This is a genomic window from Agrobacterium sp. LAD9, from assembly GCF_003031125.1.
In the GTDB taxonomy this organism is placed as follows: domain Bacteria; phylum Pseudomonadota; class Alphaproteobacteria; order Rhizobiales; family Rhizobiaceae; genus Agrobacterium; species Agrobacterium radiobacter.
On record NZ_PHGS01000019.1, the window covers coordinates 64957 to 78761 of the forward strand.

The following is a 13805-nucleotide window of genomic DNA, read 5'->3' on the forward strand; positions in this document are numbered from 1 at the left end:
ACTAAAAACCATGTTCAACAATCAATGCTCTTAACTTCGCCGCCTGTAGCTTTTACTGCCCACCTCAATGAATCTGTAGTAAGGGGGTAATCAATAGCAAAAATATTCAGGGAAATATTCTTTGAAGTTATCTCTTTTCCTTTGTTCCAAAACCAATTCCGTCGAGCTGGCTCAAACCAGTACACCCAACTGCTGACTGACCATGGTTTTAAATTCATCATGTTAACCCACTCTTCAAAGATCATTGATCTCTTTAAAGACATCTCTTCCTCAAGTTGGTCTTGAGTTGCTTCCGGCGCACAAACATCGATGAACCATTTTGGTAAGACAGCGTTCCAAACTTCGAGTGATGGAGAAGTTCTGGACACTGAATTAACCAGAACAAACAACTCCTCCAGTTTCGAAACCAACTCCGCTGCGTCGCCCAATACTTTTACTTCGACGTCAACAAAATTTCCATCCAACATTCGGTATGCATTCGACTTTCCTGCCAACGCATCGCTCTCTGCATTCAGTAGACGCAAGCTCTCCATTTTATTCAGTGGCCCAACGCTGCACCAGTCGCTATTCTAAAATAGTGTGGGTTTTTCATCATTAAGCTCAAGTTTCTTTTTAAATTCTTGTACAGCCTCCGGGTCCTGTGGTTCCAGCAGACGGTCAAGCAAATCTCCTTCTAAAAGCGCCTCATGTAAAAGCATATCATTCCCCGAACTACTTCTTATCAAACGGAATCCTTTTGAAATCCTGTTGTCCACGACAGAGATATTATCCCGATCCCGCCTAGCAGAGAACCCATCAAAGCCTTTCGGAATGATATAGTAGTGACGCACCCCGTCTACCCAGTATATTGCATATACCTCGTGTTCTTCCTCAGTTTTTAGAAAACGGTCTGTTTCTTTAATGATCACCTTGGAGATCCTCCATATATATCTATTTAAGAGGCTTAGAGACGACTTTGATATCGTATGGTTTTTCAGTTATAGTGTTATATTGGTAGTGAATTGATATTGCCCCTTTCGAAGTATTGGTACTATATTCCATTTTTTGCCATCCATTGATTTTGAGAAAACGCACATCATTATTCAGATCCAATAAGGTACCACCTGCCGGATTTGCCAACACTTCTTTCCATGCGATTTGCTCTTCAAGGCTTCTTGGAACGGGCGATTGACCTTTAGCGAGGTTCGCGGTCGTAATCCGGGAATAGTCAAGATATGTTTTCGTGGGCGTGGCAACAACACCGCTCAACACGATACCTGCTGCTGTTCTGCGATCCGCTCGGTTTGCCAACTCCCCTTCATTCGAGATTCCTTGCCCCATCCAGTCATCGACATACGCGAGATCCACTGGTGTCCCTTTGCCAGTCGCAGGGTCTGCTGGGCCAATCTTCTCAAGTACGATGCCAGCCATACCGCGATAGGCATTGATGCCGGACTGATTGTCGATAGATGACAGGCTCGTGTTCAGGTTGCGGATAAAGGACGGATCGCCAGTTAGCGAACTCCAGGCGATTGCACAGGCATACGCCGTTGCCAGACTTTCCTGGAATTCGCGACTCTGTCCGTTAGACATCGCATGGCCGTCAAGTGTCGGCTCATAGCGAGCCAGAACATCGGCGACGGCATCGCCGATGATGTGATGAACTTCCTGGGCAAAGAGCTGAGGATTGTTCCGGGCATGCTCGGCAAGCGTCTCAAGATTTGTACCGCAGGGCGAGGCAAAACCTTGCGTCCCGCAATTACCAAGATTTGCCTGGAAGGTCTTTGAACTTTCATCGAACCAGACACGCTCGCCCTGCGTCGTCAGGAAAAGAGCCATCGCCACGATTTCGGGATTGGCACCTTGTTCTTCCAACTGTCGATAAACAGTGCGGTTGGCGACCTGCGCCGCAAAAGCCTCTGACGAGGTATAGTTCTGCAGTTCTGCTCCAGTCAGCCCGCGGACGATAGCGTCACGATAGAGATCGATGGCTTCCGGCCCTTGCGCCGCGACAGTTTCGGGAATTGCCGCGTTCTGCGCCCGCTGATAGTTCTGAATCTTCTTCAGATTATCGCCGAGCTCGATCAGGTTCTGCACATCAAGTTCGCCCGACAGCTTGGTGTAGTCGTCCTTCGTGATTTCCTGATACTTCGAGGCATCCCTGTTGATGGAAGCGAGAAGCTGCTCGGCTGCCGCCTTGTCCGCCTCCGTTCCAGCAACGCCGTCCTTGTCCGCATCGCGGATGTTGACATTCAATTCACCGGAGGCATCGAGCGTCGTACGGGTTTCGCCCTGCTTGTCCTTTTTCTCATAGGAGAAACCGACGGAGTTTAGCCCGCCGCCGCTGAGACCGATCGAACCGCCAACGTTTTTGTATTGGTCGGTGTCCTTCAGGTCGGCCACCGTCAGCGTGCCGGTATCGAGGCTGATATCGCCATCGGTCGCCTGAAGCAGCGCGCCGACCAGCGTGGTGTCTTCGCCAACCTTGATATCAATGCCCTGCGCAGCGACAATCCCCGAGCCGGAAGACCATGCCTTGAAGCCGTCTTCCTTTGAACCACGAACACTCCAGTCGGCCGGGTTCACGCCAACCGTCAGGCCGAAGGAAAAACCGTCCCGCCAGCCCTGCGCCTGCGGTGAGAGGATAGTGAGGTCGCGCCCGACATCCAGATCGACCGTCCTGCCGATGATGTTGCCGCCCAGAAGCGCCGTATCGCGGCCCGATGTCAGCGAGACATTGCCGGCGGCAGTGATTGAAGCGTTCGTCAACGTCTCGTCATAGCCTTTCGACTTGCCGATATCGAAGCCGATCGAGGACATGGAAAGCTGCAAGCCGAAGGAGGATGACTTGTCTTTGGCGTAATCGACAAGTGCGGCCATGAGGATGTCGCGGCCGGCATCGATGGAGACATCGCCGCCGGAGACCATCTTCGTGCCCTGATCCAGAATGACGTCCAGCCCGGCCTTCATGACGATATCGCCGCCAGCCGTCAGTTCGGAAACCTGGCTCTCGCTCCACCGCTGCTCGCTCTTCCAGACGGACAGGTTGATGCCGACAGTCTTCGCTATCGAGCCTGCCGTAATTTGCCCCGTTCCAGGATCTCTGAAAGATTTGAGGGGATCGAGTGCGGAACCAACCACACCGCCCTTGCTGGGTCCGAGGGTAGCGTCCACAGCACCGCCGAAGACGGAAGCACCGGTGGTCGCCAGATTAACGGCAGCCAGCCCAGCCGCAAGTCCATTGTCGGCATTGGCAAGCGTTGCAAGTTTGGCGGTCAGCGGATTGATGCCGGCAAGGCCGGACAGGATCTGGCCACCGGAGCCGCCCTTCAACGCGGCGTCTATGCCGGCGGATCCCGGGAAGCTGAGACCGACGTAAAAGCCCTTCTCTGTAAAATAAAGCGCATCCTGCGCCGCTTCCAGCCGGATTGTGTCATCGGTCTTCATCAGAAGGTCGTTGACGGCGGCGATCTTTACACCTGTACCGGTAATCGGACCCTTGGCGTTGAGCGAGACGTCATTGCCCGAAAGCCGGGTGACAGACGTATCGACATCGTTCCATGTCTGCTTGACCGAACCCCAACCCAGGCCCTTGAAACCCCATTCCTTGTATCTGTTATGGACTTCCTGACTGACGACACCCATATCGATTTTGCCGGTGGCGTCGATCGAGAGCTTGTCGAAGGCGCTGACCAGCGCTCCATTAAGAAGAACATCGCCGGGAGCGGTTCCCTTCGCGCACAGGCTGCCACCGTCGCATACGCCGTAGCCGGCAAGGATCGAGACATCGCCAACCAGCGACTGGGCGTTGGCCTCGGCGGTGGTGATCTCGTTGCGCAACACCGTGACGCCCGAAAGGAAGCCGCGCTTCTTGTAATCTTCGGCGACAAAACTGTCCTTCAGCGTCTCGAAGGTTACGTCGCGGCCGGCTGCGAGCAACATGTCGGTGACGGAGCCGAGTGTACCGCCACGATTGACGATATCCTGATCGGCGACGATGGTCAGATCCCGTCCGGCCGTGATGGATGCAACATTATAATCGGTGCGCAGGGTGCCGCAGGCCTTACCGACACAGCCGTCCTGGGAATCGACTGTCCGGGTGTAGCGCTGGGTTTCGCTGATCAGCGAGCCGCCGATCCTCAGATCGATGTCGCCTGCCGAGGCAAGCGTACCGCCACGGTTCAGGAGATCGCCATCGGTTGCCATAAACAGCGTGCCGGCCGTGATGAGGCCGCTGTCGCCGCGTCCTCCGGCAAGTGCACGGTCACGCTCATCGAGATCGATCAGGCGCTGATTGAGGATAGAGGAGGCGGAAATCGAAGCGAGCCCGGAGGCCACAATCGCACCGCTATTGTTGAGCTTGCCGTCAATATCGATCAGGAGATCGCCGGCAGCGATCAGGCCGGCGCCGCGCCCGCCACGCAGCAGTTCATCCTGCGAGGGCAGGTAAAGTCGCGGGACAAGCACGGGTTTGCCGTCGATGATACGGGTTTCATGCCATACCATCGGCTTTTCGAGGGCAGCACGCTGCGCCTCGGTCAACGCCACGCCGTATCGCGCGCCGGTACTTGCCGCAAATTCCGCAGCGTTGCGGTAAAGCTGCTCTCGTTGCTCTTCCAGCGAAAGTGAGGGATCGACGACCAGATGCGTACCAGCCTGCTGGCGGGCCGCCTCGGCCAGGGCCTTCGCCTCTGCGACCGGATCCGCATAGAAGATGAGCGCTGCGCCATCTATGCGCGCCGAGCCCAGCAGGCGCGCAGCTTCGGACGAGCCCGTAACGCGCACGAGGTTGCCGAAATCGGAGGCGTTGACACTGTGCAGGTTTCGCGCTTCGAAAGCCCCGAGGTCAAGAGGCGGAACCGAGACATCATCGAGCACGAAGTTGACGATGCCCAACTGGCCTGCAGCAGCGCCGATAGCTGAACCGGCATTGCCGCTGATGCCAACAGGCGCCGTGCCGCTGTAATTGCCGAAGCCGGAACCATCGATACCGCCGGGCGTGCCAAGGCCGTTTTGCACTTCGCCTGCCTCGATGGACACGAGGCTTCCCGAAAGCGTGCCGCGATTGGTGATCGCAGCGCCGCCATCGATCATCAGGGAAGCACCGGACTTTATCATCGAGCCGACGCCGACAGAGGCCGTTCCGATATATGTCTTGGTATGATTGCCGTAAGGAGCGCTCTCGATGTCAGCCATGCGGCTGCCGATCATGATCACATCGGGAATATTGTTCGGATCGATACCGAGCGCAGCCAGATCAAGCAGACTTGCCACGTCGGCATATTCGACGATCTGGACCCTGCCATCGTTGATTACATTGTCCCGGTGTTGCTGTTTACCGGAATACGTAATGGTGATTGGCGATTTGCCCTTTGAAATGACGATCATCCTGTCGCCGCCTAAGGCGCGCCCAGCGAGGCTAGAATCCTTAAAGGCTTCGGCGCTGAAGGGCAAAACAAGCCATCGCGTGTCGGCACCGACCGGCGCATGGAACCTGCCGGACCCTTTCATGGATTCCCGATTTCCACGCCATTCCACGCGATAATGATCGACGGTGCTGGTGACCATATCGTTGAGGATACGGTTCATGTCGATGGAAAGGTCCTTGACTGCGAGGATACGACCTTCGCGGTTTTCAAGGGCATCGCCTGAGATCGCCATATTGGCGCCGGCGCGGATCGTGCCGGGTAGTCGGACTCGAACGATTCCAGTAAATTCGTCGCGTGCAGCACTCATCGTGCCATAATATTTGGCACCCTTGCTGCTGCGCTCAGTCGCATAGAGAATGCTGAGATCGCCGAGCTGGTAATAGTCCTGTAGGCTGTCCGTCCCGTCCATGGCGGTATTGATCAGCGCCGTCGCCTTGATCTGCATGTCGGCGCCGCTTTCGATGCGGGCCGACGCGTTGGTCAAGGTTGCCAGGACTTCGATTGCAAGATTGCCGCCGGCGAATATCCGACCAAGGCTGTTATCGAGATTGCCGCGAACCTCGAGGATCATGTTGGCACTGGACTTGATTGCGGCGTTGGTCCCGACATTGGCAAACGATGCGGCCTGGGCTTTCAATCCTGCTCCGGCGTGGACCAGCGCTTCGTTTGTCAGCAAACCGCCAACCACGACGTTCAGTGTTCCAGGTGTAAGAATAGAACCAAGATTGTGCAGGTTTCCGCTGACACTGGCCTCTATCGCACTGGCATCGATTTTACCTGTGGCACCGTTAACAAGGTCGCCCTTGACGTCTAGACCCAGCTTACCGGCGACAGCAAGCAGCCCGGCATTTGTGAAGGAGGAGCCAAGGATGAGATCGAGATTGCGAGCCACCAGACGGGCAGACGAAGAGCCGGGAATATAGCTGTAAGTCTGAAGACGCAGGTTTCCACCGGCCTCGATTGATCCGCTGTTACCAAGGCTTGCCGCCGTTGAAAGCAGGGCGTGGTTGGCCGACACGATCTGACCGAGATTGGAGAGAGTTCCGGAAAGGTTTACAGTCAGTTCGCCAACGGGTACCGGGCCATTCTCCGTCTGGCGCATCGAACCGGCATAAATACGCCCTGCCTGCTGGTTATCAAGCCTCTCCGCCGAAGCTGAAAGCCCATCGCTACCTTGCAGAAGACCGGAATTCGACAAAGTAGTGTCTGCCGAAAGCATCAGCGACCGGCTGGAGGCGATTGAACCTGCGTCGTTGACGATAGCGCGCGACGCCAGAATGGTTATATCGCCGTTGCTGGCGATACTTGAGCCGGCGCCACTGTTGATCAGATCGGCCACAGTCAGTTCCAGATCACCGGCGGCATGGATAAAACCGCTATTGGCAAGAAGGCCGGAAACGGTGACCCTCAATGTCGTCTCGGAAACGAGTTTGCCGAGGTTGACGAGATCACCAACGACCTTCGTCTCGATCACCTTGGCGACGATTTCGCCGCTTGCCTCATTTCGCGCACCCTGTGCCGCCTGCAGAGTCAGCGCCCCAGGCGTGGCGATCAGACCAGCATTGCTTAAAGAACCCGAAAGGATGATGTTTGCGTTCGCCGCTACCAATTCCGCCGCAGGAGAATTGGAAATGTAGGAGACTGCTTCCAGGTGCAGGGTGGATGACCTCGCCTGGACGATACCATCGTTGAGGACACTTACCGCAGTGACAATATCGAACGTGTCTCCACTGACCATCTGACCAAGGTTGCTCAGATCTCCTGCATTCAGCTTGATGTCTATCCGTCCTGCATGAATCTTGCCGGCTTCTAGATTGGTCAGTGCCGAGGCTGTAACTCCAAGGCCAGAACGTCCGAGCAGCAGGCCGGCATTGATGAGAGAGCCGGATGCGGCAATCTCGAAGCTGCCATTGGCCTGCAAGGTGCCGAGCAGGTTGGTAAGGTGGCCGGAAGTGACCGATAGATTTCCTTGTGTTCCGATTAATGCTGTTGCACCGGAATTGAGGAGATCTGCCGCCACGAGAGTGAGGTCTGCATTGGAACTGATCGTACCGGTGTTCGTGATCGCGCCACCAGTGTTGATATCGACGTTTTCGAGTGCGCTAATCACTCCGTTGTTGCGGAGATCGTTTCCAACTATCAACTCTGCCTTCCGGGCTGCCAATTGAGCCCCCTGCGAGTTGGCGAAATAGCTCACGGCGTCGAGTTCGAGTTCACCTGATGCGATAATCTTTCCGTCATTTGTTACGCTTCCGTCAGAAAGAAGCGTAAGCGTCGTTTCGGAGAGAAGGCTTCCCAGATTGGTGAGATTGCCTCCAGTCGTTATCCTGAGGGTCCCGGCCTTGATGACACCCGTCGCATCAACGATCGCCTGTTGAGCATTGATCGCGAGTTGGCCGCTTGAAAGGAGTACGCCGGCGTTCCTGAAGTTGCGGACATCGAACAGGCGATCGCCCGTCGTGAACACACCGGTGTTCGAAATAGCCAGATCCCGGAATGCCATCGAAAGAGCGGGATAGCCCGCGGTATCGATCCGGGTGCCGATGGTTAGCTGTTCAGCTGCGTTGATGAAGACCGGAGAAGTCTTTTTGAACTGGGTGCCATCACCGATCTCAACATTCGTTGCCGTGATCGAACCCTGGGTTTCCGGTTCGAACCAGGTCGATGTGAGCGTGACGTCCTTCGCCCTGATGTCGATGTTCGGTGCAACAAGGGTCGCCGTGTCGGTGGCAAGTTTGTCTGTCGCACGCAGGTTCATATTGCCGACGCTGGCGATAATGCCGGACAGAGAAGCATTGCCGCCCGTTTCCACCGTCGTCACACCGCCGGATTTGAGCACAGCTGCGGAAACGATGTCGGCACTCGCAACGATGGAAAGGCCGCGACCACCTTCTATGGTCGCCGTACCGAGCAAAGAAACATCGCGGGCAGTAATGGAGATTTCTCCCTGGGCCGCGAGATCGCGCGCAATCTGAAGCGCGCCTGCGGCACGAAGGTCGGCGTTGCCGGCCACACCGCCCGACACCATCTGCATCTGACCGGCGGAGACGAGCGAAAATGCGCCCGGCAAGAGCGCGCCATTGGCATCGAGCATACCAAGAGCCTGGATGTTGCCAGCCAGCGAAATACCCGTGTTCACATCGCTGGAAAGCGCGGCAATCGATGCTGCGCGTACAACACCTGCAGCACTCGAAACGATCCCCTGGCCCGCGGGATCGCCGGCGATGGTCGTCGTTTTGCCCGTCGAACCGTCCGTACGATTGGAGCCGGCCTTGAGGTCGATACGACCACGGGCATCGATCAGGCCATCAATCCGGATTGACTTTGCATCAAGCCGGATCTCGTCCGGCGACTGGCCGTCGGCGGCCGAAACACCGGCGCCGGAAATGGTGATATCGCCTGACCGGGTCTCCAGCCCTACCGTGCCGGCATTGTAGTCGATAAGCGGTGCTCCGGTGGTCAGCGTCGCGCGACCGGTGTTGATAAACCCGCACCCCATGCAATCAATGCCATTGGGGTTGGCCACGATCACGTCGGCCTTTGAACCAAAAACCTCCGTCACACCATTGAGGTTGGAACGTCTGCTGCCGGTTACTTCGTTGACGATGATCTTGGCGGAGTTGCCACCGACCAGATTGGGGTTGGACTCAACCTTACCGCCGATGATCGAGGTACCGCCAAGCCCGGAATTGTTCAGGATCAGCCCGCGCGTATCGATATTGTACTCGCGCAATTTGTTATGGCTGACACCGCCGCTCGACGGCTTGACGATGTTAAGCGTCGGCGTTCCGTTGCCCGAAGATGTTACGTTTGGACGAAACTCAATTGGCGCGGTCGGATCTGTGATCACCTGGGCACTGGCGGGCGCAAACGAACCGGCGATCGTCGTCAGCACAAGGCTGACCGACGTCACCAGGGCGGTCGCTTTCTTCGCCAGCTTGTCCGCTCTGCGCGTACCGTTCAGGACTTCGACAACCATCGCTTTCATTCGGATACTCCACCAAGGGAAAATGAATTCATCTTCGTTTAAGCGCGAACCCGCTCATCAGCAGTTCTTTATAAGGACGGTCCAGACATACTGTGTCGTCCAGCCTGGATGGCGATAAACCGGCCGTGAGCTCTCGCTCAAGCCAGCGATCGTCGCTTCCGGCCTGCATTTTTCGAGGAGAGCCTTTCTGCAGGACTGCTCCGTCGGAGTGATGATGGAATTGGTGCACGTCGCCGACATGATCTTTTCGCCATTCAGCGTCGCGACCGGCTGTGGATCGGTGGGCCGGCAGCCGGCAGCAAGGACCACCGAGAGGAAAATAGGAACGAAACGCGTCACCTTCGAACAAGCCATTATTTCATTCCTTGTGCCTGCCGTGCGTGCCGGAAGGCGATAACCGCCTCAAGGAACGCGCGCGAACGCGACACTTCACCGGCGGTGTCCTCATCGAAGCCGCGGACCAGCAATTTGCGATAGATATCCGAAGCATCCGGGTCATTTTTTACCGAGACCGGCAACGCTGCCTTCTGCGCGCGACCGTAGGCCGCGACATCCCGCAGATTGTCGAAGAAGCCGGTATATTGGTTTCTGACCGCCGGACTGTAGCCCACAAGCGTGCCGTTGCGCCTGAAATAGGCGCAATCATCGTTCTCAGGCAGCATTTGCCGGCGGGCGATTGTCACTCGATTAGCCTCATCAATCATCGCGCAAAATGCCTGTGCGTTGCGCAGATTGGCTTGTTCTATTTTCTCTCGTCTGGCGGTCTGTTCAGCGGACGGAGCAGCGCCCTGACATCCGGCGACCGCAACAAGGGTGAACGCGATCAATGCCTTGCCGGCCAACGCAACACGCATGGCCTACCTCGCGCCCGATGCCAGATATTGCCGGCCACGGCCCGTCGCTGCGGCCGCGTGAGAGAAAGCTGCTGTGTCCGCGAGGGCCGCGACCTCTGATTCCTTGAACCCGCGAAGGATCATCTTCCGGTAAACGATCGCTCCATCCTCGGATTTCAGGTGGGCCGGTATTTGGGCTTTCTTTGCGCGTTCCTCGTTGGTCGCCTTCTCGGCCGCCTGAGCGAGTGCAACGATGCCGCCAATCGGCACTGGGATGCCGTTGAAAGCAAAGTTCGGCAACGGCGTCGGGCGACCGTCGAAACCCACAAGAGTATTGTTGCGGCGCATATAGGCGCAGTCGGGTGCATGGAGTGGCTTCTCTTCCACCTTGGTCCTGCGCTGATTGAGCAAATCAACCAGTCCGCAATCCGCCTTGGCGACCCGGTCATTCTCGCGATTGTATTCGTCTTGTTTCGCCTGTTGCTCCGGAGACAACGGCTTCGCCGTCTGGCAACCCGTCAACAAAAGCGCAGCCCCCACCGCAATAAAAATCGTCGTGCTCTTCATGGTCCCTCTCAAAATTCGATGTGATTGATCAATTTGCTTCCACGGCTTGAGCCGGTTTCCAGTTGCGAGCACGCGCCTGCGCGTCCTCGATCTCCGTCGGCGTCATGCTCGCTGTCAGGCGTTCAAGAGCGGCACGCGCGCCGGGATGTCCGCGTTCATTGGCAAGATTGTAATAGAGGTGGGCACGGATCGGATCGGCAGTCACGCCTTCACCCTTTTCCAGCATCTCGGCGAAACCGTAGAGCGAGACCGGGTTACCGAGTGACGCGCCCTGTTCGAAAAGCTTCACCGCCCTGGTGAGGTCCTGTTCGATCCCGGTGCCGGTCCGAAGAAGTGCGGCCTCCATGTTGCGCGCGCCGGTATGCCCATTTTGCGAGGCCTTCTCGTAATAACCGAAGGCAATTGCGGCATCCTTGGCGCGGCCGAGACCGTCGAGAGCAAGACCTGCGCAATTGAACTGGGCTTCCGGGTTACCGAGATCGGCGGACTTGCAGATGAGTTCAGCCGCGGCGGCAAAGTCCTGGCGGACATTTTCGCCGCGAAGATGCATAAGCCCTAGCCGGTTCATCGCCGCAGCCGAACCCTTTTCCGCCGCAGCAATATAGAGAGCCCGTGCTTTCACCGCGTCCGGCGTAAAACCCACACCAAGCTCGACCATGCGGGCCAGATGAAAGCCGGCTTCTCCATCGCCTTTGTCAAAGCCATCGGCAAAAGCCTTTGCGGCATTGGCAAAATCCTTTTTTTCCAGAAGGGTCTTGCCATCTTCAAGAGGGCCAGCCGATACCGGCTGCGCCAAACCCAAAGCTCCCATAAGGGCGATAACCGCCAAAGAGGTAAGGGTGGGTCGGCGGCATAGTATGTTGGACATGGATTGAACTCCGTGATCGGGATTTTCCGGGTTATGCCCGGGAGCAATTTCGGCTTTTTTCGGCGCCGTGAGTGTTGGGGGCACGGCGAACAAGAACGGTGATTTCCGGTGAATTCGGCCAGCCATCATCTACCCACCATCCCCGGGAAGAGCCCGATGGAGTTGAGGCCGAACGGGTATTCTTCGCCTGCCGTTTCCTTGAAGGTTTCGATACCTGATAAGGCGAAGACACCATCTCGCGCCCGCAGCGTGCCCGCGGTCACCTGAACCGGACGGAAGGCATTGATCGTGATGCTGCCCTGGGGTGCATCAAAGACACCACCCTGATCGCCGGTCCCGATCCACGCGGTCGATCCGCCCCAGAAATTATAAAGGCCGGGCGGGCGCTGAACGACGGTCGGGATCGAGCGACCCTCCAGCACCACGGAGGGAGCAGTCGCGTTGATGCTACCGTAGCTGACGATCTGGCCATATCTATTCAGGATTGAGGATGAGGCGCGCAATTCGACATTGCCGTTGGCATTGATGGCGCCACCCGAGACGTTTGTCGTGGACGAGCCATAACCGATGCAGGTCAGCCTGCAGCGCTTGACGAACTGCAGGGAGCCGGACAGACCACCCTCATTAAGGATGCTTGTCCCGTCAATCAGAACCGGTCCGGTATTGGCGTTGATCGAGCTGCCGCGGTTGACGATGTTTCCACCGGCCTTCATCGCGACACTGTCACCGATGATATATGCCTGCTGGCCCGGCACCCTCTGTTGACCATAATCCAGGCTGATGGTTTCGATCGTTTCGCGCGATCGCCAGAGGGTGTACCAGAGCCGCTTGCCGTCGTCCTTCTGGTAGTGCCATACACCTTCGCCGTTGAGGACGTCGGCGATATTGAGGATGTCTCCACCAGCCTCGATGATGGTCTTATTATTCGAGAGCAGCCTGCCGGTATTATTGATAATGGAGCCCCCGGCGCGGACATCGAGATCGCCCTTCGCTCCGAAAACGATTGCGAGCTGGTCCGCATTCTCGGTCAGCAGCGCGATATCACCCGCAGCCTTGAGTGTAGCGGCGCCTTTGGAGTCTACATTCGCTCCGTCGCTGCTGCTGCCGCTCATCAAAACACCGGTATTTTTGATGTCACCCGTTCCGGCAAGAAGCGTCAACGCGCCGTTGATGGCTTCGATTCTGCTTTGAGGCTGACCGGCCAGTGAACGGGCCTCTATCGAGCCTGCGTTAATGTGGACATTGCGCTTCGCTTCAATCGACCCGCTCGTCGTGACCTTGCCGGATGCATCGATGACGAAATCGCCGAATGCTGCGAGCCCGTTGCCCGCGTGGCTGACACCTGCGCCATTGTTGGTGGCGCGGATGCGGACCGTATTGGCCTTCAGCGTCCCGCGCGAGGTTATTTCAATGGCGACAGAATTATCGTTGCTTCCTTCGTCGGTCATCCGTCCCCAGTTCTCGAGATCGGAGTTCGGCACGATCGCTGAATCGTATTCGACGGAACTGCTGCCGGCGGTCAGTTCTATAGACGAGCGCAATTGAGGAGAGCTGTTTTCGACAGGGCCGTCGACGCGGATACGGCCTGCCAGCAAATGCAGGGTAGACACCGCGCCGGAAAGGCCGCCCGCACCGATATCGATCGTGCCGCCCTCTGTCTTGAGCACCACATTATCCTGAAAGGAGCCGGATGTGATCTGCCGGCTCACGATAGACGCCTTGCCGGTGGAAAGTACGACACCTCCGGTATTGCGGAAGCTTGCCCCGTCGACCGAAATGCCATTCGGATTCGCAACGATGACATGGGCTCGGGCACCCAGCACATCAAGCGGACCGTTAAGGTTCGAGATGCGGGAGGAGGTTACCTCGTTCAGGATTGTGCGTGCATTGACTGTCCGGTTGTCGAGATTGACACCGAGCGGATTGACCGAAAATTCCGTATAGGTGTTGTGGCTGATGGCGGATGTCGGGTTGCCGACTGGCGCGATCTGAACATTCGTAGCACCGGTGGTGACGTCGATACCGGTGGTCGTATTGCTGCCACCGTCCGGAATGACCTGCGCAGAGGCTGGCAGCGCGACACCGCACAGAAACAAAGACAGGCTGCCTGCCAACGAATAGCTGATATTTGCCAATGGGAA

8 protein-coding genes are annotated in these 13805 nt (G+C 57.0%); all 8 read right to left on the bottom strand.

Features of this window, described 5'->3' with window-relative positions:
* Positions 1-14 precede the first annotated feature (14 nt).
* Entirely contained in the window at positions 15-533 is a 519-nt protein-coding gene (locus tag DA915_RS20225; protein WP_107677084.1) for a hypothetical protein, read from the bottom strand.
* Between the two features lie 36 nt (positions 534-569).
* Positions 570-908 carry a hypothetical protein gene (locus tag DA915_RS20230; RefSeq protein WP_107677085.1) on the bottom strand — a complete coding sequence of 113 codons (339 nt, stop codon included), beginning with the start codon at positions 906-908 and terminating at the stop codon, positions 570-572.
* A 22-nt stretch (positions 909-930) separates the two neighbouring features.
* Complete coding sequence (locus DA915_RS20235; RefSeq protein ID WP_244600766.1) at positions 931-9396, bottom strand: hemagglutinin repeat-containing protein; 8466 nt, start codon at positions 9394-9396, stop codon at positions 931-933.
* A gap of 57 nt (positions 9397-9453) precedes the next feature.
* A complete protein-coding gene (locus DA915_RS29315; protein WP_244600767.1) occupies positions 9454-9750 on the bottom strand; it encodes a hypothetical protein in 297 nt (98 codons plus the stop codon).
* The gene (locus tag DA915_RS20245) at positions 9750-10250 is read right to left on the bottom strand and encodes a hypothetical protein (RefSeq protein ID WP_107677086.1); all 501 of its coding nucleotides are present in this window, start codon (positions 10248-10250) and stop codon (positions 9750-9752) included. The genes DA915_RS29315 and DA915_RS20245 overlap by 1 nt, the downstream gene beginning before the upstream one ends.
* A gap of 3 nt (positions 10251-10253) precedes the next feature.
* On the bottom strand, positions 10254-10796 hold the full coding sequence (locus tag DA915_RS20250) for a hypothetical protein (RefSeq protein WP_107677087.1): 543 nt from the start codon (positions 10794-10796) through the stop codon (positions 10254-10256).
* 28 nt (positions 10797-10824) lie between these two features.
* The gene (locus tag DA915_RS20255) at positions 10825-11592 is read right to left on the bottom strand and encodes a tetratricopeptide repeat protein (protein WP_244600768.1); all 768 of its coding nucleotides are present in this window, start codon (positions 11590-11592) and stop codon (positions 10825-10827) included.
* 197 nt (positions 11593-11789) lie between these two features.
* On the bottom strand, positions 11790-13799 hold the full coding sequence (locus tag DA915_RS20260) for a filamentous hemagglutinin N-terminal domain-containing protein (RefSeq protein WP_244600769.1): 2010 nt from the start codon (positions 13797-13799) through the stop codon (positions 11790-11792).
* Between the last annotated feature and the right edge of the window lie 6 nt (positions 13800-13805).

What these genes read in the sequence shown, in the direction of transcription:
- DA915_RS20225 (WP_107677084.1), bottom strand. Translation starts at nt 533, where the DNA reads ATGGAGAGCTTGCGTCTACTGAATGCAGAGAGCGATGCGTTGGCAGGA.
- DA915_RS20235 (WP_244600766.1), bottom strand. Translation starts at nt 9,396, where the DNA reads ATGAAAGCGATGGTTGTCGAAGTCCTGAACGGTACGCGCAGAGCGGAC.
- DA915_RS29315 (WP_244600767.1), bottom strand. Translation starts at nt 9,750, where the DNA reads ATGGCTTGTTCGAAGGTGACGCGTTTCGTTCCTATTTTCCTCTCGGTG.
- DA915_RS20245 (WP_107677086.1), bottom strand. Translation starts at nt 10,250, where the DNA reads ATGCGTGTTGCGTTGGCCGGCAAGGCATTGATCGCGTTCACCCTTGTT.
- DA915_RS20250 (WP_107677087.1), bottom strand. Translation starts at nt 10,796, where the DNA reads ATGAAGAGCACGACGATTTTTATTGCGGTGGGGGCTGCGCTTTTGTTG.